20 protein-coding genes and 1 riboswitch are annotated in these 25,291 nt (G+C 44.6%); of the genes, 16 read left to right on the plus strand and 4 right to left on the minus strand.

What is annotated here, in order from left to right; translation table 11 throughout:
* Positions 1 to 56: 56 nt before the first annotated feature.
* Positions 57 to 1,511, plus strand: a complete 1,455-nt coding sequence (gene putP / locus ACK1LH_RS03805) for a sodium/proline symporter PutP (protein WP_029283485.1) — start codon at positions 57 to 59, stop codon at positions 1,509 to 1,511.
* Between the two features lie 128 nt (positions 1,512 to 1,639).
* Positions 1,640 to 2,860 (plus strand): PucR family transcriptional regulator, encoded by a 1,221-nt coding sequence (locus ACK1LH_RS03810; RefSeq protein ID WP_029567254.1) that lies wholly within the window; start codon positions 1,640 to 1,642, stop codon positions 2,858 to 2,860.
* Positions 2,861 to 3,116: 256 nt separating this feature from the next.
* On the opposite strand, the gene ACK1LH_RS03815 is transcribed toward ACK1LH_RS03810, so the two are convergent.
* On the minus strand, positions 3,117 to 3,524 hold the full coding sequence (locus ACK1LH_RS03815; protein ID WP_029283490.1) for a YkvA family protein: 408 nt from the start codon (positions 3,522 to 3,524) through the stop codon (positions 3,117 to 3,119).
* 132 nt (positions 3,525 to 3,656) lie between these two features.
* Between ACK1LH_RS03815 and ACK1LH_RS03820 the strand changes: the two genes are divergently transcribed.
* Positions 3,657 to 4,337 carry a zinc metallopeptidase gene (locus tag ACK1LH_RS03820; protein ID WP_029283492.1) on the plus strand — a complete coding sequence of 227 codons (681 nt, stop codon included), beginning with the start codon at positions 3,657 to 3,659 and terminating at the stop codon, positions 4,335 to 4,337.
* A gap of 52 nt (positions 4,338 to 4,389) precedes the next feature.
* Here ACK1LH_RS03820 and ACK1LH_RS03825 read toward each other — a convergent pair whose 3' ends face one another.
* Entirely contained in the window at positions 4,390 to 6,396 is a 2,007-nt protein-coding gene (locus ACK1LH_RS03825; RefSeq protein WP_411334545.1) for a sigma 54-interacting transcriptional regulator, read from the minus strand.
* 278 nt (positions 6,397 to 6,674) lie between these two features.
* Between ACK1LH_RS03825 and ACK1LH_RS03830 the strand changes: the two genes are divergently transcribed.
* The 8 genes from ACK1LH_RS03830 (at position 6,675) to ACK1LH_RS03865 (ending at position 16,888) form a co-directional block, all read left to right on the plus strand.
* Positions 6,675 to 8,102: a YfcC family protein gene (locus ACK1LH_RS03830; RefSeq protein ID WP_411334546.1), complete on the plus strand. Its 1,428-nt coding sequence runs from the start codon at positions 6,675 to 6,677 to the stop codon at positions 8,100 to 8,102.
* Positions 8,103 to 8,137: 35 nt separating this feature from the next.
* Positions 8,138 to 9,313 carry a beta-aspartyl-peptidase gene (iadA, locus tag ACK1LH_RS03835; protein WP_411334547.1) on the plus strand — a complete coding sequence of 392 codons (1,176 nt, stop codon included), beginning with the start codon at positions 8,138 to 8,140 and terminating at the stop codon, positions 9,311 to 9,313.
* Positions 9,314 to 9,369: 56 nt separating this feature from the next.
* Positions 9,370 to 11,895, plus strand: coding sequence for a cyanophycinase (locus ACK1LH_RS03840; RefSeq protein ID WP_411334548.1), 2,526 nt, complete (start codon positions 9,370 to 9,372; stop codon positions 11,893 to 11,895).
* Positions 11,896 to 12,422: 527 nt separating this feature from the next.
* The gene (locus ACK1LH_RS03845; protein WP_411334549.1) at positions 12,423 to 13,088 is read left to right on the plus strand and encodes a type 1 glutamine amidotransferase domain-containing protein; all 666 of its coding nucleotides are present in this window, start codon (positions 12,423 to 12,425) and stop codon (positions 13,086 to 13,088) included.
* Positions 13,089 to 13,229: 141 nt separating this feature from the next.
* Complete coding sequence (locus tag ACK1LH_RS03850; RefSeq protein WP_411335063.1) at positions 13,230 to 14,210, plus strand: zinc-binding dehydrogenase; 981 nt, start codon at positions 13,230 to 13,232, stop codon at positions 14,208 to 14,210.
* Positions 14,211 to 14,231: 21 nt separating this feature from the next.
* Positions 14,232 to 14,519: a putative quinol monooxygenase gene (locus ACK1LH_RS03855; RefSeq protein ID WP_411334550.1), complete on the plus strand. Its 288-nt coding sequence runs from the start codon at positions 14,232 to 14,234 to the stop codon at positions 14,517 to 14,519.
* Between the two features lie 123 nt (positions 14,520 to 14,642).
* A complete protein-coding gene (locus ACK1LH_RS03860) occupies positions 14,643 to 15,500 on the plus strand; it encodes a LysR family transcriptional regulator (RefSeq protein WP_411334551.1) in 858 nt (285 codons plus the stop codon).
* A 61-nt stretch (positions 15,501 to 15,561) separates the two neighbouring features.
* Positions 15,562 to 15,665, plus strand: a riboswitch (purine riboswitch).
* Between the two features lie 188 nt (positions 15,666 to 15,853).
* Entirely contained in the window at positions 15,854 to 16,888 is a 1,035-nt protein-coding gene (locus ACK1LH_RS03865; protein WP_203289637.1) for a PTS sugar transporter subunit IIC, read from the plus strand.
* A gap of 71 nt (positions 16,889 to 16,959) precedes the next feature.
* Here ACK1LH_RS03865 and bla read toward each other — a convergent pair whose 3' ends face one another.
* Positions 16,960 to 17,886 (minus strand): class A beta-lactamase, encoded by a 927-nt coding sequence (gene bla / locus ACK1LH_RS03870; RefSeq protein WP_282034908.1) that lies wholly within the window; start codon positions 17,884 to 17,886, stop codon positions 16,960 to 16,962.
* Between the two features lie 261 nt (positions 17,887 to 18,147).
* Here bla and ACK1LH_RS03875 point away from each other — a divergent pair, with 261 nt between their 5' ends.
* Both ACK1LH_RS03875 and blaI read left to right on the plus strand, forming a co-directional pair.
* On the plus strand, positions 18,148 to 19,950 hold the full coding sequence (locus tag ACK1LH_RS03875; RefSeq protein WP_051865797.1) for a BlaR1 family beta-lactam sensor/signal transducer: 1,803 nt from the start codon (positions 18,148 to 18,150) through the stop codon (positions 19,948 to 19,950).
* The gene (blaI, locus tag ACK1LH_RS03880; protein WP_411334552.1) at positions 19,931 to 20,311 is read left to right on the plus strand and encodes a penicillinase repressor BlaI; all 381 of its coding nucleotides are present in this window, start codon (positions 19,931 to 19,933) and stop codon (positions 20,309 to 20,311) included. Before ACK1LH_RS03875 ends, blaI begins: the two co-directional genes overlap by 20 nt.
* Before the next feature lie 146 nt (positions 20,312 to 20,457).
* On the opposite strand, the gene ACK1LH_RS03885 is transcribed toward blaI, so the two are convergent.
* Positions 20,458 to 21,849 carry a sigma-54 interaction domain-containing protein gene (locus tag ACK1LH_RS03885; protein ID WP_411334553.1) on the minus strand — a complete coding sequence of 464 codons (1,392 nt, stop codon included), beginning with the start codon at positions 21,847 to 21,849 and terminating at the stop codon, positions 20,458 to 20,460.
* A gap of 193 nt (positions 21,850 to 22,042) precedes the next feature.
* Here ACK1LH_RS03885 and ACK1LH_RS03890 point away from each other — a divergent pair, with 193 nt between their 5' ends.
* The 3 genes from ACK1LH_RS03890 to ACK1LH_RS03900 all read left to right on the plus strand — a co-directional run bounded on the left by ACK1LH_RS03890 (position 22,043) and on the right by ACK1LH_RS03900 (position 25,254).
* Positions 22,043 to 23,245 carry an ornithine--oxo-acid transaminase gene (locus tag ACK1LH_RS03890; protein WP_203289639.1) on the plus strand — a complete coding sequence of 401 codons (1,203 nt, stop codon included), beginning with the start codon at positions 22,043 to 22,045 and terminating at the stop codon, positions 23,243 to 23,245.
* A 31-nt stretch (positions 23,246 to 23,276) separates the two neighbouring features.
* Complete coding sequence (locus ACK1LH_RS03895; RefSeq protein ID WP_411334554.1) at positions 23,277 to 24,557, plus strand: Glu/Leu/Phe/Val family dehydrogenase; 1,281 nt, start codon at positions 23,277 to 23,279, stop codon at positions 24,555 to 24,557.
* Positions 24,558 to 24,687: 130 nt separating this feature from the next.
* Positions 24,688 to 25,254, plus strand: coding sequence for a GNAT family N-acetyltransferase (locus ACK1LH_RS03900; RefSeq protein WP_411334555.1), 567 nt, complete (start codon positions 24,688 to 24,690; stop codon positions 25,252 to 25,254).
* The last annotated feature ends 37 nt before the right edge of the window (positions 25,255 to 25,291 follow it).

The raw sequence follows: 25,291 nt of genomic DNA on the forward strand, positions 1-25,291 counted from the left end.
CTATAAAATAGAGAGATATTTGGCGGGAGAGGGGTACTTTTATGATAGACTATGCACTGCTTACATCGATAGGCATTTACATGGCAGGTATGCTGCTGATCGGGTATTTTGCCTATAAACGTACTTCGAATTTAAATGATTACATGCTTGGCGACCGCGGTCTCGGGCCTGCTGTTACGGCACTCAGCGCAGGAGCAGCCGATATGAGCGGATGGCTTTTGATGGGTCTTCCGGGGGCAATGTATGCGACGGGCTTAAGTTCCATATGGATTGTCATCGGGCTTACGCTTGGTGCTTATGCAAACTGGCTGTATGTTGCACCGCGCTTGAGAACGTATACAGAAATTGCGAATAATTCCATCACCATTCCGTCCTTCCTTGAGAACAGGTTTGCAGACGGATCCCGGATTCTAAGACTGATTTCGGCTTTAGTTATCTTAATATTCTTTACCTTTTACGTATCTTCAGGAATGGTTTCCGGGGGAGTGCTGTTTGAAAGCACGTTTGGACTTGATTATCACACAGGTCTTTGGGTTTTAACGGGCGTTGTCGTCGCCTATACGCTGTTTGGAGGTTTCCTTGCAGTCAGCTGGACTGATTTTGTTCAGGGAATTATTATGTTTGTTGCACTTATCCTGGTTCCGATTGTCACGGTGATTCATGTGGGAGGGTTCGGTCCTGCATTTGAAACGCCGGGAACAATCAATCCGGCTTTACTTGATATTTTTAAAGGGACAAGCTTCCTTGGCATCGTTTCACTCTTTGCGTGGGGACTCGGCTATTTCGGTCAGCCTCATATTATCGTCCGCTTTATGGCGATCAGCTCTGTGAAAGAAATTAAAAAGGCACGCGCAATCGGGATGGGATGGATGATTTTTTCCAGCATCGGCGCGATGCTTACCGGATTTTTCGGCATCACTTATTTTGCGGGAGAGGGCACAAAGCTTGAAGATCCCGAGACAGTTTTCATTGTCCTTGGAGAAGTATTGTTTCATCCTTTTATCACCGGATTTTTAATCTCGGCAATTCTCGCTGCCATCATGAGCACAATTTCTTCGCAGCTGCTTGTAACAGCAAGCTCGCTTACGGAGGATATGTACAAAACCTTCTTCAGACGTTCGGCATCAGATAAAGAGCTCGTCTTTTTAGGCAGAATGTCCGTCCTTATGATTTCGATTATTGCCCTGTTTCTTTCATGGGAGCAAAATGATACGATTCTTGGACTTGTCGGGTATGCGTGGGCAGGCTTTGGTTCTTCATTTGGACCGCTGATCCTCCTGAGCCTTTTCTGGAAACGCATGACGAAGTGGGGTGCACTCGCCGGAATGGTTGTAGGCGCAGCAACGGTCATCATCTGGTCAATGGCCGGATTGTCAGACATGCTTTATGAAATGATTCCGGGATTTGCCGCAAGTTTAATTGCCATTGTGGCAGTCAGTCTGATCACACCTCAGCCTCCGAAAGAAGCGGGAGAGCAATTTGATGAATTTGAACGAGTGTTGAAGCAGTAATATTCAGCAGGAAGTCCCTATATGCGGACTTCCTGTTTTTTTATAAATCCCCGGCTATTCCATTCTTCTGAATAAAAGGTATATAATTAGGTTCATCATTTACCTAAAGAATCGGGGGGCCGATCTGCATGATCCTTGAGAAGATCCAGACCATTACAAACATTAATGACATTACGGATATGGTCAGCACCTATTTGAAAAAGCCGGTTGTGATTGAAAATGATCAATTTTCTCTTTTGTCCTACAGTTCGTATTACATCGATCAGTTTGATCAGGCGAATCAGCAGACCATTTTCACGAAACACTGGCCCATTCCCATCTTGGAAAAATTTATGGACGAGGGAATTGTGGAACAGCTGAAGACCATTCCCCATCCGTTCAGAGTGAAACAGATTGCAGACATTGGCCTGAATCAGCGTGTCGTTGTAAGCGCTATTTATAAAGACCAGGTTTTTGGCTATATATGGGTCCAGGAGACAGAGCCTATGTCAGAGGGGGATCTCGATTTTCTCCATGAAGTGTCCCGTCATATCGGGAAGCTACTCTACCAGAAAAATCAGATTAACCTCAGGGAAAACGAAGAAAAAAATGAATTCTACAAAAAGATCATCGGGGAAGCCTTTCAAACGGAAAACCAGATCAGATGGGAAGCGGCAAATCACAGTATCATGATACCTGAGACGTTTATTGTCACGATCTTTACGGTTTCCCAAAGCGAGGAGGAGCAGCTGGAGGAACTGACGGAGACGGTCAGGCTGTTTGCAAATGCCCTGAATCATTTTGCGCACGTCTTCACCGATCAGCTGAAAGTGGTTGTCATTATCGGAAGCAATGCAAAAGTATCCGATCAGCTCGCGGCAAGTGCAGCAGAACTGACTTCGACGGTCATTTCCCAGCTTGGCGGCTATAAGATATATGCCGGGATCGGCAATTCGTATTCCTCCATCCTGCAGCTCAGAAAATCTTACTATGAGGCTCTTGAAGTGATTAATGCAGCCAAGTTTATCGGCTCTTCTGAAAAACTGCCGTTTACATACAGCAAGCTCGGCATTTTCAGATACCTGGAGACCATTTCAAAGCACCACAGTATTACCGGCTACAACAATACGAGCCTGCAGATCTTAAGGAAAAAAGATGAAGAAAGCCAGACAAAGCTGATCCATACGCTTGAAATTTATCTTCTTAATAACTGCAAGCTGAAACCAACCGCTGAACAGCTGTTTGTACACACAAACACCCTCAAATACCGGATTAATCAAATCCAGGAGCTGACAGCCATCGATTTTGATGATTTTTATACGAGGATCCAGCTGTATATTGATCTGCAGCTTTTGAAAAAAGAGATCTAACCGGGGGTTGAGGCGGTTATTTTTCAGGCACTTATAATGATTGGCGTGTTACCCGGCCGAATTGGATTGTTAGACCGGGAATTCGGATTGTTAGCGGACCGGATTGGATTGTTAGACCGGGAGTTCGGACTGTTAGCCGGCACAACTGGATTGTTTGACCTTGAAATTGGTTCGCAGCCCTGCTGAAGAGTTCATAAAAGTCATTTTTCACATAAAAACGTCTGTTCCAAAGCGGAACAGACGTTTTTTATCGCACTTATTTTATTTTCTCGTCAATGGCAGCCGTGTCGACAGAAGGTCCGAACCATTCCGTCAGCTTTTCTTTCGCCTGGCTTTTAATATCATCATCAATATACATTGCTACCTGAAGGAGGGCGAGGCCCAAAGCCCCGAGGTCATCGGTGTAGCCCACGCCTGCGGCAAGGTCCGGTATAAGGTCAAGCGGCAGGATGAAGTAGCCTAAGGCGCCGATGATGATGGCTTTTGTTTTGGCGGGCACTTCAGGTTTTTGAAGGGTATAGTACAGCAGAAGGACGGCGTACACGACAGATGATCCGGCTTTTTTGCCGAATTTTTTTAATTTATCCCAAAACTTTGAGTCGGAATAGTGTTTTTCCGCTTTCTGCAGTTCCTCAAGGGTATTCTTTTCCTGCTTGATGGTCATGCTTTCACCTTCGTTTCCATGTGGTATGCCATTATTTTACTACAAGATGAGCACATCATGATAGCACTTCGCTGTTTATTAACAGATGCTTCAAGGAAATATAACAGTAAGACTTTACTCAGGAGGCGCTATATGTTTTTTCATCCGATGGATATTCTCATTTTTGCCGCGTTTGGGCTTGCCCTGTGGGCGCAGGCCAAGGTAAAAAGCAATTTTAATAAATGGTCCAAAGTTCAGGCGTCATCAGGACTTACCGGCATGGAGGTTGCACGGAGAATTCTTGATCATCACGGTCTACACGATGTTCCGGTAGAACCGGTCAGAGGAACTCTTTCCGATCATTATGATCCGACGAAAAAAGCGGTTCGCCTTTCCGAGCCTGTCTATGCGGGTCATTCGATTGCGGCCATTTCGGTTGCGGCACATGAAGTGGGCCACGCCGTTCAGCATAAAGAAGCATACGGGGCACTGACGTTAAGGCATAAAATGTTTCCGGTTGTAAGCCTGTCCTCCGGGGTGGCACCTTTTCTGCTGATCGGAGGATTTTTGCTCGGTTCAATGAATCTGATCGGACTCGGCATCATTTTCTTCTCGGCAGCTGTCGCCTTTCAGCTGATAACGCTGCCTGTAGAGTTTAATGCAAGCAACAGAGCAAAGGATTTTATGATTGCAGAAGGCATCATCCGGAATGAAGAGGAGCGCGGAGTGAATAAAGTGCTTGGAGCAGCCGCCCTGACATATGTGGCTGCCGCACTAATTTCTCTGCTTGAGCTGCTGAAGTTTGTATTAATTTTTACACAGAACAGAGAATAGACAGAAGCCGGACCTTGTAAAAAAATAGCGTCCGGCTTTTTTGTGCTGCCAGTTAATTCACGGAAGCCGCACTCTCCAAATATTTCATCCCCGCCTCCGTAATTTTCGTTCCGCCGCGTCCTTTCCGTTTTTGGATCCATCCTTTTTCCTCCAGGTCGTCAAGCCGTCTGCGCACTTGCTGAGGGGTAAGAGGCATGATCCATTCTTTTGTTTTTTCCGAGATCAAATCTCTGCTTGCCGCTTTTCCTGCCAGGTTGCATTCTTTCACAATCGACAGGATGGCGTCGTGCTCTGACTGTTCACCGCTTGCTGCTTGTGGAATGCCTGATGAAAACGAATGAGGAAGGTCGTTTATTGTTAGAACAGACCCATCGGCAACTGTAATCATATAATCGACCGTGTTTTTAAGTTCTCTTATGTTGCCGTCCCATTCGGCTGATGCAAGCAAGTTCATTAAAGCAGGTTCCACCTTAAGCCATTTTCCGTTTTTCGTAATGAAATGGTGAATGAGAAGCGGGATATCCTCTTTTCTTTCCTTCAGTGACGGAATGGAGAGGTTAAGGACATTCAGACGGTGAAACAGATCATTGCGGAATGTCTGCTCTTTCATTTGCTTTTCAATCCGTTTATTTGTGGCAGAGATGATTCTGACATTAATGGGGATGATTTTCGTTCCGCCGATTCTGCGGATTTCCTTTTCCTGAAGCACCCTCAGCAGCCGGGACTGCATAGAAAGACTGATGTCGCCGATTTCATCGAGAAAAATCGTCCCATTGTCAGCAAGCTCAAACAATCCTTTCTTTCCTCCGCGCTGAGCACCCGTAAATGTTCCTTCTTCGTAGCCGAAAAGCTCGCTCTCAAGCAGGCTTTCAGACAGAGCACTGCAGTTGACAGGCAAAAACGGTCCGTTTTTTCTCATGGAATGCTGATGAATGGCGTGTGCAAATAATTCTTTACCTGTTCCTGATTCACCCTGTATTAAAATCGGATGTTCAGATAGAGCCAGTTTTTTCGCAATCTGCTTCAGGTTTTTCATTCCGGTATTCTCGCAAATGATGTCATCAAAGCTGTATTTGGCAAAAAAGCCTTTTTCGCGCAGCTTCCGCTGGGCTGCTTTTTCAATTTCAAATGCCTGATTTACGCTTTTGAAAACAGCAACGGTCGTCTGTTCTAAAGCCATTTCATAGCGAAAAACGACAACGTCAACTCCGTGAATACTGAACAGGTGACTTTCCTCTGCGCCATTCTGAATAAAAGAAACCACTTCTTTCTGCAGACTTGATGCATCGATTGGACAGTTGATGATGTCAGATCCTTTAACTTGAAACAGTGCTTCCAGTTTTTCATTAAAAACGGTAATTTCTTTTTTTTCATTCATGGCAAGAATGCCGTCATCCACCGTGTTGACTACATTCTCCAAGTGTTGATAAATCGCTTTTGTCTGCTTTTGCGCAGCCATCAACTTTTGCTGCAGCTCAATCATGCTGCGGATGTACCTCTCTGAAATGTGGAGAGCTGCATTTTCAGGCAAGCTGCAGTAGTCCGCGATTTTTAAAATCGTGGTCATATCAAACAGGCGGACGCCGATATCAAGAATAAGCGGGATATAAGAGGGGACGAGTTCGATTTCGCCCGGTGAAACGGCTGCATCGATTTTCTCGTGAAAAGTCTGATTCTTTTTAAATGGAATAAACCGGACATGGCTGATTCCCAGCTGATAGAGCGACTGAATCAGCTCCATTGTGACATTGTATTCATCGTTGACGACAAGGACGGTTGAACCTTCCGGAATGGAAAGGAGTTTGTCGAGGTAGTCATGATGAACGGTTCGCTTGCCAATTATAACTTTTTCTGCATCTATATTCTTTATGTGGTTCAATTCATCTTTGAGGGCTTCAGAGGAAAAAAGGATAATATCAGCTTTCAAATTCGCAGGGAGACCTTCATCAGCAGCATAGCTCCTTATCGAAAGGTCATCGCCCAAAAGCTGAACGAGCTGATGGTGAAGCGTTTTCTTTGTTTTCACACCGCCAGTCAGAAGAATAAGAGATCGTTTCATAAATTCTCTCCTTTTGGTTCTATTGGTTTTATAATACCACAATGAACCACCAATAAAAGACCAAAAACGATTGGATTATTAGAAATTTTAGATAATAACTCTTTATGCAGAAAAATGTATATGAACTCTTGAAGAAAAGATGATTTTGAATGATACTTACGTATGACTGGCATCGCGCTCAGGTAATAAAAGCATTTTCTCTTCTTTTTTTCATCTTGGCACACAAATTGCATTTATGATATCAAACGCATCAAAAGATAAAAGGGGAGAAAAAGATTATGGCTCTTGCAGAAAAAGCTTATGAACCAAAGGGAAAAGAAGTGAAACCAAAAAAGGAAAGAAAGATCAATGTGTTTGCCCTTCTCCTGGGTGTATTGGTTGTCGCAACTCTATTAACCTATGTATTGCCCGCTGGAGACTACGCCAGGGTAGAGGTTGACGGAAGAACAGAGATTGATCCGGATACGTTCACGTCTGCTGAAAATACGCCGGTCAGTCCATTCGGCATGGTAAAGGCCCTTCATACAGGAATGGTTGAAGCGGCAAACATTATTTTCTTTGTGTTGATCATTGGGGGATTTTTTGGAGTATTAACTGCTACAGACACAATTAATTTGCTCATTACGACTCTTGCAAAAAGGCTGGCCTCAAGGGAAAAGCTCTTGATTCCGGTGATGATGCTGTTTTTTGCAGTCGGCGGATCGCTTATGGGTATGGCTGAGGAGACGCTTGCTTATATTCCGCTGCTCATTCCGCTTGCGCTTGCTTTGGGATTTGACGTCCTTACGGGAACGGCCATTGTTATTCTAGGCGCAGCTGCCGGTTTTACTACCGCGGTCATGAATCCATTTACGGTAGGCGTCGCTCAGGGAATAGCTGAGCTTCCAATGTTCTCTGGAATGGGATACAGATTGATCTTGTTCGTTATCGTCTATGCGGTTTCCGTCATCTTTGTATACCGTCATGCGATGAAAGTCAAAAAGGATCCTTCAAAAGGGTTCTTCGGAAAATATACGAGGGAAGAAGCGGATGTGCTGCTTCATTCAAAAGACAGGCTTCAAACAAAGCACAAGCTGATTTTGGGGGCATTCCTGTTAAACTACGTGGTTCTTGCTTTTGGGGTTATTAAGTTTCAGTGGTACATCACCGAGATTGCCGCACTGTTTGTTGTTTTAACCATCGTGATCGGTATCATTGGCAGACTTTCTGCTGACCAGATTGCAAAATCCTTTGTGGAAGGGTCTTCGCTTTTGATTGGCGGAGCTCTGATTATCGGGGTGTCAAGAGCGACACTCGTCGTTTTGAACGAAGGGCATATCATTGACCCGATGCTTTTTGGAGTGTCTGATACGCTTAAGAATATTCCTGCTTTCTGGAGTGTTATCGGAATGTACAATTTCCAGGCTCTCATCCATTTTATCCTTGCATCAGGCAGCGGACATGCAATGCTGACGATGCCGATCATGACGCCGCTTGCTGATTTACTTGATATTACCCGTCAGACTGCTGTGCTCTCCTTCTCATTTGCAGATGGAATCGGAAATATTATTTTCCCGACAGCAGGCACGCTGATGGCCGGACTTGCAATTGCGGGCATTCCTTGGACAAAGTGGGCAAAATGGGTGCTGCCGCTTGTTTTGATTCAATATCTGATTGGCCTCGCAGCCGTTGTGATTGCTCACTTAATAGACTACGGACCGTTTTAAACGACGGATCATCCAGATAAACAGGAGGTTTACACTTGCTTACACTTATAAAAAATACAGAAGTTTACGCGCCGCATTATTTAGGCAGGAAGGATGTTCTTCTGACTGCGGACAAAATCGGCTATATCAAAGACAAGATTGACCTTGATCTTTCAGCACTTTCCGTTCATGTGATTGACGGAACCGGGAAACTTCTTGTTCCGGGCTTCATCGATTCACACGTTCACCTTATTGGCGGAGGGGGAGAAGGCGGATTTAAAACCCGTACTCCAGAGCTGAACTTGACAGATGCTACTAAAGCAGGCGTTACAACAGTTGTAGGAGTGCTTGGTACAGACGGGACGACAAGAAAAATTGAAAGTCTGCTTGCAAAAGCTCATGCCCTGGAAGAAGAGGGCATCACCGCTTATTTGCACACAGGGTCCTATCAGACTCCCGTCAAAACGCTGACCGGAAAAATTGAAGAAGATCTTATTTTCATAGATAAAATGATCGGAGTTGGAGAGATTGCGATATCCGATCACCGTTCATCAGAACCGACGTTTGAAGAGCTGTCCAAAATTGCCGCCGCCGCAAGAAACGGAGGTCTGATCACTGGGAAGGCCGGCGTCCTTGAAATCCATGTCGGCGACAGTGAACGCAAACTCGACCTGCTTTTTGAAATCGCAGAAAAAACGGATATCCCGATTCATCATTTCCACCCGACTCATATTAACCGGAACGAAGAATTGTTTGAAGAAGGCATCAGGTATGCAGAGATTGGGGGGTACGTGGATTTCACAACAAGTACAATTCCTCAATTTTTGGAAGAGGGGGAAGTGAAGTGCAGCCGGGGGCTTAGACTGATGCTTGAGAAAGGGGTGCCTGTCACACAAATCACCTTTTCATCAGATGGCCAGGCAAGTCTTCCTTATTTTGATGAAAACGGTGATTTTGCTGGACTTCAAGTCGGAAAAGTTTCTTCCCTCTATCAGGAGGTGCGCTCGGCTGTGCTTGATGAAGGGGTTGAACTTGAGACGGCACTGCAGGTGCTTACCTCAAACCCGGCAAGGATTCTGAAACTCAAGAAAAAAGGAGAAATCCGCGAACAGCATGACGCAGATCTTGTCTTGCTTGAAAAAGATTCGCTTACAATCGATACGGTCATTGCAAAAGGCAAAATAATGGTTGAAGAAGGCGTCCCGCTTATCAAGGGAACCTTTGAACAATAAACGAAAATCAGCCTGCGTATACAGACAAACATCCAACACTAAGAGGGGGAATTGGAGTGAAGAAACGTATCAGCATGCTTGCTGCAGCCTGTCTTCTGGCGTCAAGCTTCAGCATTCCGGCAGGAGCCGCCGGCAAAGAGGAAATCAAAGGAAGTCTCGTTATTGCGGGGGGATCTTTGGGAAGCAGCAACAAAGCTGTTTATGATGCTTTCATTGATCGTGCTGGAGGCGCCGGAAATGCTAAAATCGGAATCATACCAGCAGCGAGCGGGAAGTTGAAATCATCGAACGAGTTTAAAGCAGATCTTGTGAAATACGGTGTTGATCCTGCAAATGTCGAAATCCTTCCAATCTCGGACCATGATTTCAGCGATACAGATTATGATGAAAAGAAATGGAAGGCAAATGTGAATAAAAAAGAAACCGTCAAACAAATAGAAGAGCTGGATGCTATCTGGTTTGTCGGCGGAGATCAGCTGAAGATCACGAGCACCCTTTTTCACGGAAAAGGAAAACGGACAAAAGCGCTGGATGCCATCTGGGATATTTATAAAAAAGGTGCAGTCATCGGAGGGACAAGCGCAGGTGCTGCCATCATGAGTGATGTGATGATTACAGGCGGCGACAGCCTTGGCGGACTAAAAGGCGAGTTTACAACAAAGGATCAGACTGACCCGGATAAAGAATATGCCCCTGTCTACATTGAAAAAGGACTTGGCTTTTTCCAGCACGGGATTGTGGACCAGCACTTCGATGAGCGTGCTAGACTGGGACGTCTTGCTGCAGCTGCTGTGAAGTATGAAACACAAAAGAAAACGAACTATTCATATGGAATTGACGAAGATACGGCATTAATCGTAGACAACAAGACAAAAACAGCGGAGATTGCCGGCCGCGGCGGCGTAACGGTTGTGGATACAAGCAAGGCGAAGCCTGCGCGAAAAAATCTGCACCCTGTAAACAATGTGGAGCTGAGCTTTTTGTCGCCTGGGGATAAGATCGATTTGAAAACGAAAGCTTTTACTTTCAGAAGCGACAAGCTGGACACTAAAGGCTACGAATATTATTCGTTCAAACCGCTTGATGCTACTGGCGTTTTAACGTCATACGGAAGGCTAAAGCCGTACCTTTCCTACTCGCTTGTTGATAATAGTTCAACAGATTCAGTGAAAAGCTACTTATATGACAGCGAAGGAAAAGGGTTCGCTTTAACCTTCAGCAAAACGGATGAAACAAACGGCTACTGGGGCTATCAGGACGGACAGAAAGATGACTATTCAATCATGAAGGTCAAAATGGATGTCTCTCCGGTGAATGTTTCATTTAAGAAGGATGACAAGGCGTTTAAAGACTATAAACCTTCTAACTTTACGGTGCCAAGCAAACAGGACCGCGGTGATATCAAAGGAAATCTGGTCATTGCAGGCGGTGCTCTAGGATCAACAAACGAATCGGTTTACAAGTCGTTCATCGACCTGGCAAAAGGGAATGCGGATGCAAAGTTCGGAATTATTCCTGCAGCGAGCGGAACGCTGAAGTCTTCTGATACCTTTAAAAAGGATCTGGTTCGCTACGGAGTAAAAGAAGAAAATATTGAAATTCTGCCTGTCACAGTTTCGAATTACAAAGATACACCGCAAAATGATACAGCTGAATGGGAAAAGATGAAAAACACGGATGAATTTGCTGCCAAAATTAAAAACCTGGACGCCATCTGGTTTGTAGGCGGAGATCAGACAAATATCACAAAAGCACTTCTTAACGCTGATCAGTCCGAATCAAAAGCGCTGTCGGCCATCTGGGACATCTATAAAGACGGTGCCGTCCTTGGAGGAACGAGTGCCGGGGCAGCCATTATGAGTGATGTAATGCTCGCAGGCGGAGGAAGTCTTGACACTCTTGCAAAAGGGTTCACTGACACCTATGACGGCATGCAGCAGCAGGAAGGCGGACCGGGCTATCTCGAGCGCGGACTTGGCTTCTTTCAATATGGAATCATTGACCAGCATTTTGACAACAAAGCCCGTCTGGGAAGACTGATTGCAACAGCTTACGAAAAAGGTGACCGCAATCAGCTCTCTTACGGAATTGATGAAGATACAGCCATGGTCGTCCGCAACGCCGAGAAGAAAATAGAAGTAGTCGGCCGTGCAGGGGTTACAGTGGTTGATTTGTCAGAAGTTAAGACGAGCCCGGCGGCTCAAAGCCAATATAAAAATATTCAGCTGTCCTCACTCGCAGAAGGTGACGCTGTTGACCTTAAAACAAAGGAATTCAGCATCAGCGAACACAAAGTCAGCACAACAGGATACGAATACGGAGATTACCAGGCAGCGCCGCACTCAGGCGTACTGACTCCGCATGGCACACTCAGCAAATTCATTTCCTACAACCTAGTTGACAACTTCGGAGAAAAAGAAGTGAAAAGCTATGCCTTCAACCAGGGAAAAGGCGTTGAACTCACATTCAGAAAAACAGAAAAAACCGATGGATTCTGGGGATACAAAGACGGCGGGAAAGATGATTACTCATTTGTAAATGCGGTCCTCGATATCCAGCCTGTTTCTGTTAAAGTGAAATAACCTTTCAGACCAAGCCGCTTTTGGCTTGGTTTTTTTGATGCTTGTAACGAACATCCAAAACTGAAACACCAGTGGATTGCAGCGGAAGGAACTTGACTCCTTGTCCAGCTGCAGCGCCCAACTCCTCTGTCAGAACAAAATCCCCCAAAAAGGCGGGACCCAGACTTTTCGGGTGATTTCTTATCTGACTGCCGGAGCAAAACGGGCGCTTCCGCTTTTCTAAGCGATGAAGAGGGCAAGGGAGACCCCGCAAGCGCAGCGAGGAGGCTCCCGGCACTCCCCGCGGAAAGCAAGTTCCTGGAGCGGAAAGGAACGGGTACGACCTGAAATTTCTATTCAGCATATAAACAGCGTGCAGAGGTTTGTAGGGTTAATCTTTTAACTGGTGCGGAAAGGAACTGAAAGAGTCTTATCAATAAATATATTTATACAAAAACAACAATTATCTAATTTGTATTATGGATAACATCGAGCTAAACTAGGAATTGTTAAACAAATAAACCAACACACTCAGGAGGTAACATATTATGAGTAAACATATACTAATGGTCGTGACAACGGCAGACAAAATGAACGAGGACCACGCAACTGGCCTTTGGCTTTCAGAATTCGGAGAAGCTTACGTTGAATTTAAAAATGCAGGCTTTGACATTACGGTTGCAAGTCCCCTTGGCGGTAAAGCGCCTGTTGATGCACGCAGCTTAGAGGGCGGAGAAACTCCTCAGGAAATTCTTGACACAGCTCAATACCTTGAAAATACAGTAAAGCTTGAAGACGTGAAAAATGCATCTGCTTTTGATGCGATTTTCCTTCCAGGGGGACACGGAACGATGTTTGATCTTCCGGATAACGTGAAGCTTCAGGAACTGATCCGTGACCTCTATGAAGCAGATAAAATTGTAGCTGCCGTATGCCACGGTCCAGCAGGTCTTGTAGGCGTGAAGCTTTCAGACGGCACACCGCTTGTCGCAGGCAAAGCCGTTACTGCTTTTACGGATGAAGAAGAAAGAGCCACAACACTTGACCGTTTCATGCCGTTCCTTCTTGAAACTCGCATGCGCGAGCTTGGAGCAAAATTTGTGGCAGCTGAGAACTGGACAGACCATCTTCAGGCTGACGGCCGTCTTATTACAGGACAAAACCCGCAGTCTACAATCAGCGTAGCTAAAGAAGTCGTTAAACAATTAAGCTAACTCACGGCGGAAGCCTGTAAACTGCGGTTTACAGGTCTTCTTCTTTTATGTGAGGTTCTTTTTGACGCAAAAAGAGAAGAACTTTTTTAAAACTCTGGAAAAACTATTTGATGAACTAAAACATAAGGAGTGTCAGAAATGATGAAAGCATTACTGCTTAACGGCAAAAACGAATGGAAGAACATGAAAATCGAAGAAACGGAAAAACCGGCACCTCAAAAAGGCGAGGTTGTAGTCGAAATCCATGCTGCGGGTCTGAATCCAGTTGATTATAAAACAGGAACAAACGGCAACCCGAACTGGACATTCCCTCACATTCTAGGTCTTGATGCAGCAGGGACAATCCATGAGGTTGGAGAAGGAGTCACCGAATGGAAAAAGGGTGACCGTGTTGTGTACCACGGAGATTTCAATAAAAAAGGTGCATTTGCAGAATTCGGCGTGACGACGGCCCATACGATTTCACGCATACCGGACGGCATCTCTTTTGAAGAAGCGGCAGCTCTTCCAACAGCAGGATACACGGCGTACCAGGCCCTGTTCCGCAAGCTACCGATGAATGCCATCGAAACAATCTTGATTCACGGCGGTGCAGGCGGAGTCGGCGGCTTTGGCATTCAGCTTGCAAAAGCGGCGGGCAAAACAGTCATTACAACGGCATCTGAACGCAACCATGACTATGTGCTTTCACTTGGGGCAGATCATGTCATTGATTACACAAAAGAAGATGTAAAAGCGAAGGTAATGGAGCTGACAGACGGACGGGGAGTGGACGCTGTCCTCGATACAGTCGGAAGAGACAATGCAACAGCATCACTTGATTTGATTGCCTACAACGGGCACATTGCCCATATTGCCGGCGCACCTGATTACTCACGTGTGAAACCATTTACCAAGGTCATCTCCTTCCATGAAATTGCTCTGAATGCGATTCATCATCACAATGATGTAATCTCAGAGCGCGATCTTGCAAAAATGGGTGATGAGCTTCTGAAAATGGTTGCTGAGAATAAAGTTTCACCATTGCTAGAGAGAGTCATCTCACTGGAAGAAGTGCCGCAAACCCTTGAAGAACTTTCTAACCGTCATGTAAAAGGAAAAATTGTTGCAAAAATAAAATAAGGCAAAGGGGAAATTCCATTTATGCTGCCAATTACAATCACAGCGATATTAAAAGCCAAAGAAGGTAAAGAAGGGGAACTGAGAGCAGAGCTTCAAAATGTGCTTGCCCCGTCGCGTGCTGAAGAAGGGTGCATGGAATACACGCTTCACGAATCTGCTGAAGATGAACGTGTATTCGTCTTTTACGAAACGTGGAAAGATGCGGAGGCCCTGCAGCAGCACATTGATTCGGCACATTATCAGGCCTACAGAAAAAATACGGCAGATTTAATGGAAAGCCGGCAAGTGCTCAAACTGAGAAAACTGTAACGAACGGCAGCCAGACACCGACCGCTTCATTTGTCGGTGTCCTTTTTTATATAATAAAAGAATACTTCATAGCAATTACGATAAAAATTTTTATAAAAGAACTAAAGGGAGAGAGCTTGAAAAATGATTGACTTTGAATGGTACCGGAGCTTTATCAGCATCTACCAGCACAGATCTGTTTCCGGAGCTGCAAAAGCCCGTATTCTTACTCAGCCCGCGATGAGCCAACACTTGGCAGCACTTGAAGCCGAAGTCGGCGAACCGCTGTTCACACGGGCTCCGAGGAAGATGATCCCGACAGAGAAGGGGAAGGAGCTTTACACAAAGCTCGTGCCGCTGATTGAAAATCTTGAGAAAATGACGCTGTCGATCCGGTATGCTTCAGCATCAGCATCTTCAGCGCCGCTGATTCGGATAGGCTCGCCAACAGAGTATTTCACAAAAGCAGCCTTGGCAAAGCTGTCAGGCATGGACATCCGGATGTCGGTTCACTTTGATGTGGCGCCTATTCTTCTGGATGCTCTGCAAAAAGATGAGACGGATCTCATCTTAACGACTCAGAAGGTGCAGGTAGCGGGCATTGACTATGAAAAAATAGAGGACGAGCACTTTGTCCTTGTTGCTCCTGCGGGTTATCCTGAAGCGGAGGAAACAGAAGACTGGATGAAACGCCAGAAATGGCTCAGTTATGGTCTTGAACTCCCGATTATCAGAAGGTTTTTCAGGGTGCACTTTGGAAAGCGTCCGGAAGTTCAGCCGCACTGCGTTTTTCCTGATTTACGAACCATTCTTGAAGCAGTTGAACTGGGAATGGGGATCAGTGTTCTGCCGGAATATTTGATAAAGGACTCCCTGCATGCAGGGAAAATAAAAATTCTGTTTTCCGAACGTAAAGTGGATAATACGATTTTTGCAGCATATAAGGTTGAAAATAAAGACAATCCGTATCTCGGTGAAGTACTGAAGGTGCTGAAAAAGTAAACAATTCTGAACTTTTTCCGGCTGTTGTTAGAAGTGCCATTATGAGTTATACTTTTACGTATTATTCAAAATTTTTTATTCTTGTATAATTTCAGGTAAGAGGGTCTGAACGTTTCTACCTGGCAGCCGATAAAATGCCAGACTACAAGAAAGTGTGTACAGCAAAAAATGAGTTTATACGGATGCTGCAGTCTGAAGCCTTTCGGATTGACCGTGTCCTTTCCATGCTCTTATTTTGCCATGCTTTCTGTCTAGCGGCTGATGGTGTGGGAAAATAGGGGTTTTTTAATTGATTTTATGCAGATTACGTAAAAGAGCAACATGGCTCTTTTTCAGCCGGAGGAGAGAGACAGATGGATTTAGTAAAAGGAACAGTGCTCTTATTAGTCGTACTAGGTTTATTTTCATTATTCAGCTATAAAGCTCCAAAGGGCATGAAAGCGATGGGAGCTCTCGCGAACGCTGCAGTGGCGGCCTTTTTGGTTGAAGCCTTTCAGCGGTTTGTCGGAGGAGATCTCCTGAAAATTGAATTTCTCGGAGAAGTAGGAGATGCGGCCGGCAGTATGGGCGGAGTTGCAGCTGCAGCTCTTGTCGCACTTGCGCTTGGGGTTTCGCCGGTTTATGCCCTGATGCTTGGTGTATCCTGTGCGGGACTCGGTTTGCTGCCGGGATTTTTTGCAGGCTATGTTGTGGCGTTTCTGGTTAAATGGATTGAGAAAAAAACGCCTGCCGGACTGGATTTGCTCGTTACAATCATTGTCGCGGCACCGCTTGTCCGGTTCATCGGAAACGGTCTGACGCCGGTCGTTGATGCGACGCTTCTGAATATTGGCGGCATTATTACGGAAACGGCCAACAGCAATCCGGTACTGATGGGGATTATCCTTGGCGGAGTCATTACTGTGGTTGCCACTGCGCCGCTTAGCTCCATGGCTCTTACTGCGATGCTTGGACTTACAGGTCTGCCAATGGCAATCGGAGCCCTTGCAGTCTTCGGGTCATCCTTTATGAACTATGTCCTGTTCAGCCGTCTGAAATTCGGCGACAGACGGACAACGATTGCAGTTGCCATAGAGCCCCTTACACAGGCGGATATTATTACCGCGAATCCTGTGCCTGTTTATGTGACGAACTTTTTCGGCGGGGCTGCTGCAGGAGTCGTTGTTTCCCTGTTCGGACTTGTCAATGATGCGACGGGAACAGCAACACCGATTGCAGGTCTTGCTGTTATGTACGGCTTCAATGATCCAATGACCGTTACAATCGCAGCTGCACTATGCGCCATTGCCGGCGGAATTGCAGGGCTGCTCGGTTCCATCGTGTTTAAGAATTTCAAAATTAAAACAGTGTCAGAGATTAGAAAAAACAGCCTGAAAGAGGCTGCATAAAAACAATATAAGATTCCTTCAATGCAATAAAAAGAGGAACTCCAGCTGAAACTGGGGTTCCTCTTTTATATCTATTTATTTTTGTCTTTAAGCGCTTTAATTGCTTTTTCTGTTGCTTCAGCAATAAGCTTGTCGTTATATTCAGCATCTTTTTTATCACGGCTTGAAAGGACAGCAAGCACAATAGGATCTCCTTTTGATGGCCAAATGATGGCAATGTCATTCCGCGTACCGTATGATGCTGATCCAGTTTTATCAGCTACTTCCCATCCTTCCGGCACTCCAGCCCGAATTAACGCATCTCCAGTAGTATTCCTCTTCATCCAATCTATTAAAAGTTCACGTTTCTCGGGTGGAAGTGCATCTCCCAATATAAAAGCCTGAAGACTTGCAGCAAGTGCTCTCGGGGTACTCGTATCATGAGTTTCACCAGGATTGACTTCATTCAAATCTGGCTCAAAACGCTCAGGGCTTGTCGTGTTATCTCCAATATCCTCCAGTGCTTTCTTAAATCCTGCCGGCCCGTCCAATTGTTTAAGGATAAGGTTCCCTGCAGTATTGTCACTGTATCGAAGAGAAGCATCAGCAAGCTCCTTAAGAGTCATCCCCGTATCAATATACTTTTCTGTAATCGGATTATAATTAACTAGATCCTCGCTTGTATAAGCAATTCTTTGATTAAGATCTTCTAAAGATTTCTGTTGTAAAAGGACTCCTACAGCCAGAGCCTTATGAGTAGATGCATAAGCAAAACGCTCATCTGGATGATAGCTTACTGTTTGGTTTGTGCCAGTATCCAACGCAAAGACACCAAGTTTGGCATCATATCTTTCTTCAAGCTCAGCAAAATCATGATGATGGGCATTTTCTTTTTCCTTGGTTTTAGTTAAATTGGTATGAATATCGTTGTTTGAACAACCTGCAAGAGCTGCACATGAAAGAAATAGTACAGGGACAATTTTTCTAAATGTGAAAGTACTAAAGCTCAATGATTTCATTAAAATTCAACCTCTTTCTGAAAAATATTTGTTATGTATCTTCTCTGATAGCAACCGCACCTTTAGTTCTTGATGTAGAATGAAGACCATCTAAGACTATTAAAAGATTACATTTGTAGTCCGACTACATCTGTAGTAAAGTATTACATATGTAATCAAACTAAGTCAATCCTTAATTTTTGTTATCATCAAGCCACTATGAGTATGCTATATTCCTGTATTTTAAAAATTTTATAGTCAAGAGAGGTGGTTTTGAAGGACATGATTTTAACTCAGTTTATAATAGGTCTATTGGTGTCTTCCTTTTCCGTTACTGTGATCTTGCTTATAAGAATGTGGTTCCGAAGACAATTAACGGCAAAATGGACCTATCATTTGTGGATGCTGCTTTTTTTTGCTCTAGCACTTCCATTCATTCCTGCTAGTTTGTATAATTTTAGTTCTCTCTTTAGCAGTGGGGAGACGTATCAGACTAATGCGCCCGGCTCTAATACTGGAAAAAATGGAACTCAGAGTCTGCACCTTTTACAAGATTTTTCTGAATCTGTCAACCGGCCTGACCTGTCTTTCCTTAATATGAGTGTGATGGGCTTATGGATGTCAGGGGTGCTTATACTTACCTTTATGATGCTGCGCGGATGGATCAAACTTAGAAGGATAAAGAAGGAATCTTCTTCGTTTGGCAATAAAGAAGTTCTCGTCCTTTTCGAAGAATGCAAGAAAAGACTGCAGATTAAAAAATCAATTAAGATTGTTCATTCGAAGAGTGTCCAATCTCCAATGATTTTCGGACTTTTTCAAACATATATCGTGTTACCTTTTCAGCATGAACACTGGCTTAGCTTGAAAAATTACGAGTATATCTTTCTTCATGAACTGAGTCACTATAAAAACAAGGATTTGCTGACAAATGTCGTGATATTGTTCTATCAAATCATTTATTGGTTCAATCCCCTTATCTGGCTTGCTTTTAAAAAAATGAGATTCGATCGGGAAATTGCATGCGATGCATCTGTCTTACAGTTACTGGATGATCACTCTATTAGTGATTATGGACATACAATCATTAACTTTCTGGCTCTTTCAAAGCGGTCAAGTAAGCTGCAGTTAGTGACGCAATTAGACGGTTCGAAGGTCCAAATTAAAAAACGAATTGAGCAAATTTCTGCCTACAAGAATTCCGCAAAAAAACCAATCAGAAAAAGCATCTTTATTTATGTTTTGGCCAGTGTCATACTAACGATTCAGTTACCTTTCGTTTCTGCATTTTCTACGGAAAACGACCGATACTATTTCAGTAATGACAGAGCAGCGTATAAAGATTTGCATCAATTCTTTCGTGGGTATGAAGGAAGCTTTGTTTTATATGATCATAATGCACAGCAATATCACATTTATAATGAAGAGAAAAGTACGCTGCGGGTGTCACCTGATTCCACATACAAAATTTACAGTGCCTTATTCGCACTGGAATCAAATGTAATCTCACCTGAAGAATCCACTCTTGCATGGGATGGGAAGGAGCAGCCCTATAACGCTTGGAATGAGGATCAGGATCTCTCATCTGCTCTTCAAAAATCTGTAAGCTGGTATTTCCAGGAAGTAGATCGCAGAACAGGATTTGAAACTATACACTCCAATCTAAAAGAGATAAACTATGGAAATTCTGATATATCAGGGGGAATGGATGAATTTTGGCTAGAATCCTCATTGAAAATATCTCCTGTCGAGCAAGTTAAACTGCTGCATTCCTTTTATTACAATAAATTTGGATATAATGAAAAGCATATCAAAACTGTGAAAGAAGCACTGCTCATAGAAAATCATGAAGAAGCCCGCCTCTCGGGAAAAACTGGTACAGGAACAGTAAATGGAAAAAATATCAATGGCTGGTTTATCGGTTATGTAGAGACGAAGGACAATACATACTTCTTTGCTGCCAATATACAAAACGAAGTTAATTCAACAGGAAGCAAGGCGGCAGAAATCACATTATCAATCTTACAAGATTTAGGAATCTATAAAGGGAATGGAGGGGTGGAATATGGAGAAAAGCATACCTAGTATTTCAGAATCAGAATGGGAAATCATGAACGTACTTTGGGACAAAACCCCTCGAACAGCGAGTGACATCATATCTTCCTTACAGGAAAGTTCCAACTGGAAGCCGAAAACAATACGCACTCTTCTCGATCGATTGGTTCAAAAAGATGTAGTAGGTGTCAATAAAAATCTGAGAGTTTACACCTTTTACCCGCTTTATACGCAGGAAGAATGCCAGCGTGCCGAGACTGAATCATTTATCAACCGCATCTACGGAGGGACCCTAAAATCCATGCTTGTCCAATTTATTCAGGAAGATACACTATCTGATGATGATATTAATGAACTTCGCTTTATGTTAAATAAGAAACCTGAAAAGTAATACCAAAAAAGTCGATTTGGAATGTTTCCAAATCGTTTTTTTGTTTGGATCGCACTACAAGAAGCACACCATTAATAAATGATGTGCAAGTTTTAGATTTATTTAATTGCATTTCTAAACGTAATGGGCGCAGCTAAGAAAGTTTTTTATGCCTTTATACCAAGCTTCTTCATCCTATACTGCAGGCTCTGACGGCTCAGCCCGGCATCTGCCGCGGTTTTTGTGATGTTGCCCCGGTTTTTTTTCAGCATGGAGCGGATATAGCCTGCTTCTGTCCGCTCCAAATGCTCTTTCAGCTGTATGTCTTCTGTCCCTTCCTCGAGGTGTATCTCAAAAGGTGCGGCAGAGGAAGATGTTCTCGTAAATGACTTTGAGCGGAAATGCATGGGAAGGTGGCTGAAGCGGATCGTATCTTCATCTGCCATCACATTCATCGCACCTTCAATCATATGCTGCAGTTCCCTTACATTGCCGGGCCAGTCATATGTGATCAGCATGTCCATGACCTCCTGATCAACACGCCGCACGTCCATTTGGAACAGCTCATTATATTTTCTGATAAAGCGCTGAATAAGAAGAGGGATATCTTCGGTTCTGTCTCTCAGAGGAGGGACAAAAACAGTGACTACGCTTAATCGGTAATAAAGGTCTTTTCGCATCCGGTCTTTCGTGATGGCTTCAACAGGATCTTCGTTGATGGTAGCGATGATCCTCACATCAATCGGAGTGTCTTTCGTATCGCCGATTCTTCTGATCGTTCTCTCCTGCAAAGCCCGAAGCAGCTTGGACTGGAGGTTTGGATTCAATGAGTTGATTTCATCAAGCAGCAGTGTTCCGCCTTCTGCCTGTTCAAATAAACCCGGATGATCAACTGCCCCTGAAAAAGCCCCTTTTTTTGTGCCGAACAGCAGGCTTTCAATTAAGTTGTCCGGAAGTGCGGCGCAGTTCTGGGAAATAAACGGGGCGGCTGATCGGCTGCTTCCATTGTGTATGCTTTGAGCGAACAGCTCTTTGCCTGTTCCGGTTTCGCCGACTATCAGAACAGAGGAGGTTGTCCTTGTCGCCCTTTTTGCACCTTCAATCACATCTTTTATAGCAGAACCCTCTCCGATGATACTGTCAAACGTATAAGATGTTCCGCTTCTTCCTTTTATCGTGTTCTTCATCAGACTTTCTATCTTGGTCATGTCTTTGGCAATTTCGACCGCGCCAATAATCTCATGGCCGTTTTTGATTGGAAAAGTGTTATTGACCGTTGTAATCTCCTTGCCCCTGTTGTTGAAGTAAGTCTGTTTGCTGTTCTTTGTTTCCGTTCCGTTTTGGAGCGCCTGCACAAGTGTGCTTCCTTCCTTTGAAAACATAAAGACGTCAAGGAGGTTTTTGTGCATCACATCTTTGCTGTCCATTGATTCAAGCTGGGACATTTTTTTGTTGTATAGAATGGTGGTGCCGTTTTTGTCTATGACATGGAGCCCGACATCTATTTCATCGATGATGGCTTCCATGAAAAGCTGCATGTATTCTATGTTTATATTCATCATATTTTCTCCGGATTTTTCTTCTATTTTACTCTCATTCTGAATGGAGTGCAAAATTTTTTTGCTTTTAATAAGCAAAAAAAGTTGGCGGTGCAAAATGACTTTGCACATCAAAGCTGATTCTTTCAGCGAATGAACGTTGGCACAGAACTTGCATTTACATGTGTAAGGAAAGTATGAAGGAGGAAACAAAATGACAACTTTGACAAAATCACAGGAACTGATCCAGCAGACATCCAAGTTTGGAGCAAACAACTACCATCCGCTGCCGATCGTAATTTCTGAAGCGCTCGGTGTATGGGTGAAGGATCCTGAAGGAAATGAGTACATGGATATGCTGAGCGCATACTCTGCTGTGAATCAGGGTCACAGACATCCGAAAATCATCAAAGCCCTGAAAGATCAGGCAGATAAAATCACCCTGACATCCCGCGCTTTTCACAATGACCAGCTCGGACCGTTTTATGAAAAAGCGGCAAAATTGACGGGGAAAGAAATGGTTCTGCCGATGAATACGGGGGCAGAAGCAGTAGAAACGGCCATAAAAGCGGCACGCAGATGGGCATATGACGTGAAAGGCGTGGAAGAAAACCGCGCTGAGATCATCGCATGCATCGGGAATTTTCACGGCCGTACAATGTCAGCCGTGTCCCTGTCATCAGAAGAAGAATACAAGCGCGGCTTTGGTCCGATGCTGCCAGGCATCAAACTGATTCCTTACGGAGATCTTGAGGCATTAAAAGAAGCGATTACCCCAAATACGGCAGCGTTCTTGATTGAACCGATTCAGGGAGAAGCAGGGATTGTCATTCCGCCTGATGGATTCTTGAAGCAGGCATCTGCGCTTTGCAAGGAACAAAACGTCCTTTTTATTGCTGATGAGATTCAGTCAGGTCTTGGCCGGTCGGGGAAAACATTTGCATGTGACTGGGAAGATGTTGCTCCTGATATGTACATTTTGGGCAAAGCACTTGGCGGCGGGGTATTCCCTATCTCGTGTGTTGCTGCAAATAAAAACATCCTGGGTGTGTTCAATCCGGGCTCGCACGGTTCCACGTTTGGCGGGAATCCGCTGGCATGTGCTGTTTCGGTGGCTGCGCTTGAGGTGCTGGAAGATGAGAAGCTATCAGAGCGTTCACTGAGACTGGGAGCTTATTTTAAAGAAAAGCTTGCAGAAATAAAGAATCCTCTCATTAAGGAAGTGCGGGGGAGAGGCTTATTTATTGGGGTAGAGCTGACAGTTCCTGCGCGTCCATACTGCGAAAAATTAAAAGAAGAAGGCCTGCTCTGCAAAGAGACGCATGAGACGGTCATCCGCTTTGCACCTCCGCTTGTGATTTCAGAAGATGATCTCCAGTGGGCAATTGAAAGAATTACAAGAGTACTATCTAAGTAGAAAGCTATTATCATATCAATGGGGTGGAATCATGGGGATTATTAAGGACGTACAACAGGCAGATAAAGAAAAAGAAAGCTTAAACTTATTTCAGTCGACGCAGACAATCATCAAAGAGGCTTTGGGGAAATTAGGCTACTCAGAAGAATTTTATGAGCTGCTGAAGGAGCCTGTGAGAATGCTGACTGTCCGCATTCCGATTCAGATGGACGACGGCTCGGTCAAAGTGTTTACAGGCTACCGTTCCCAGCACAACGATGCCGTCGGTCCGACAAAGGGCGGCGTGCGCTTTCATCCGGAAGTAAATGAAGATGAAGTAAAAGCCCTCTCCATCTGGATGAGCTTAAAATGCGGCATAGTCAATCTTCCTTACGGCGGCGGAAAAGGCGGCATTATCTGCGACCCGAGAGAGATGTCATTAAAAGAGCTTGAAAGACTGAGCCGCGGATATGTCCGTGCGGTCAGCCAGATTGTAGGTCCTACAAAAGATATCCCTGCCCCGGATGTGTTTACAAACTCCCAGATTATGGCGTGGATGATGGATGAATACAGCAGACTGCGCGAGTTTGATTCACCGGGTTTTATAACAGGCAAACCGCTTGTCCTTGGCGGTTCCCACGGAAGAGAAACCGCAACAGCAAGGGGAGTGACAATTTGCATTGAGGAAGCGGCAAAGAAAAAAGGAATCAGTCTTGCAGGGGCTAGAGTAGTCATACAGGGCTTTGGCAACGCAGGCAGTTTCCTCGCCAAATTCATGCATGATGCTGGGGCAAAAGTCATCGGCATATCTGATGCGTACGGCGCCCTGCATGATGCAAACGGGCTTGATATTGACTACCTGCTTGACCGCCGTGACAGCTTTGGCACTGTAACAACTCTCTTTACAGATACCATTACAAACAAAGAACTGCTTGAGCTCGACTGTGACATTCTTGTGCCTGCAGCCATCTCAAACCAGATCACAGCTGAAAACGCCAGTAAAATTAAAGCATCCATCGTCGTAGAAGCAGCAAACGGGCCAACCACGATTGAAGCCACCAAAATCCTCACACAGCGCGGAGTCCTGCTCGTTCCGGACGTCCTGGCAAGTGCGGGAGGGGTAACCGTTTCCTACTTCGAATGGGTGCAGAACAATCAGGGCTACTACTGGACCGAGGAAGAAGTCGCTGAGCGTCTGCAGAAGGTCATGGTCGATTCGTTTGAAAACACGTTTCAGACTGCACTCATTCACAGAGTTGATATGAGACTTGCCGCCTACATGATCGGAAGCCGGAAAATGGCTGAAGCATCACGGTTCAGAGGGTGGATTTAATACAGAGCAAAAGACACAAACCCGAATGAGGGTTTGTGTTTTTTTATGAAACGGATGCGGAAGCCTGTGATAAACTTAAATAGAGAAATAATGGAAAGCACAGAAGAGCCAGTTCAAGGGGGATACAGCATTGAAAGAGACAGAAGAAGGATTTCAACTTGCTTCAGAAACAGAAAGGTTAATCATAAGACCGTTGCAAAGATCCGATTATGAGAATTGGCTGAATGAATTTGAAGCGCGGCATCCATCACAAAACCGGCACGACAGCGGAAAGTTTGATATGAGTGAATGCACAAGAGAATGGTTTGATCAGCTTGTAGACAAATATCAAAAGCTGGCCCTTTCAGATACTGCCCACGTTTTTGATGTTTTTAGAAAAACGGACGGCAGACACATAGGCACGGTTGATTTTTCAACCTTGGCAAGAGATGATTTTCAGTGGGGCAGGATCGGGTATACCATCCATAATCAGCACTGGAAAAAGGGATACGGCAGCGAAGCGGTGAAAGAAGCTCTGACAATCGCTTTTCAGCACCTGAAGTTCCACCGTATTGAAGCTCATATCAATCTTGATAATGCTGCTTCCGTCCGATTAGCCGAAAGGGCGGGCATGGAATATGAATGCACGCGAAAAGCATTTATATATGAAAACGATGAGTGGACGGATCATTTGATTTATGTCAGAACCGCAGACTGATTTTTATAAAACGAGGGACCCCAAAATCATTGGAGTC

Origin of the sequence: Metabacillus indicus (assembly GCF_046603695.1) — a bacterium.
Taxonomy (GTDB): domain Bacteria; phylum Bacillota; class Bacilli; order Bacillales; family Bacillaceae; genus Bacillus_P; species Bacillus_P indicus.

Excerpts from the sequence above, each read along its gene's own strand:
- ACK1LH_RS03865 (WP_203289637.1), top strand. The coding sequence starts at position 15,854 with ATGGATTTAGTAAAAGGAACAGTGCTCTTATTAGTCGTACTAGGTTTA.
- ACK1LH_RS03815 (WP_029283490.1), bottom strand. The coding sequence starts at position 3,524 with ATGACCATCAAGCAGGAAAAGAATACCCTTGAGGAACTGCAGAAAGCG.
- ACK1LH_RS03850 (WP_411335063.1), top strand. The coding sequence starts at position 13,230 with ATGAAAGCATTACTGCTTAACGGCAAAAACGAATGGAAGAACATGAAA.
- bla (WP_282034908.1), bottom strand. The coding sequence starts at position 17,886 with ATGAAATCATTGAGCTTTAGTACTTTCACATTTAGAAAAATTGTCCCT.
- ACK1LH_RS03825 (WP_411334545.1), bottom strand. The coding sequence starts at position 6,396 with ATGAAACGATCTCTTATTCTTCTGACTGGCGGTGTGAAAACAAAGAAA.
- ACK1LH_RS03895 (WP_411334554.1), top strand. The coding sequence starts at position 23,277 with ATGGGGATTATTAAGGACGTACAACAGGCAGATAAAGAAAAAGAAAGC.
- ACK1LH_RS03860 (WP_411334551.1), top strand. The coding sequence starts at position 14,643 with ATGATTGACTTTGAATGGTACCGGAGCTTTATCAGCATCTACCAGCAC.
- ACK1LH_RS03845 (WP_411334549.1), top strand. The coding sequence starts at position 12,423 with ATGAGTAAACATATACTAATGGTCGTGACAACGGCAGACAAAATGAAC.
- ACK1LH_RS03875 (WP_051865797.1), top strand. The coding sequence starts at position 18,148 with ATGATTTTAACTCAGTTTATAATAGGTCTATTGGTGTCTTCCTTTTCC.
- ACK1LH_RS03820 (WP_029283492.1), top strand. The coding sequence starts at position 3,657 with ATGTTTTTTCATCCGATGGATATTCTCATTTTTGCCGCGTTTGGGCTT.
- ACK1LH_RS03885 (WP_411334553.1), bottom strand. The coding sequence starts at position 21,849 with ATGAATATAAACATAGAATACATGCAGCTTTTCATGGAAGCCATCATC.
- ACK1LH_RS03890 (WP_203289639.1), top strand. The coding sequence starts at position 22,043 with ATGACAACTTTGACAAAATCACAGGAACTGATCCAGCAGACATCCAAG.
- ACK1LH_RS03810 (WP_029567254.1), top strand. The coding sequence starts at position 1,640 with ATGATCCTTGAGAAGATCCAGACCATTACAAACATTAATGACATTACG.
- blaI (WP_411334552.1), top strand. The coding sequence starts at position 19,931 with ATGGAGAAAAGCATACCTAGTATTTCAGAATCAGAATGGGAAATCATG.
- ACK1LH_RS03855 (WP_411334550.1), top strand. The coding sequence starts at position 14,232 with ATGCTGCCAATTACAATCACAGCGATATTAAAAGCCAAAGAAGGTAAA.
- ACK1LH_RS03830 (WP_411334546.1), top strand. The coding sequence starts at position 6,675 with ATGGCTCTTGCAGAAAAAGCTTATGAACCAAAGGGAAAAGAAGTGAAA.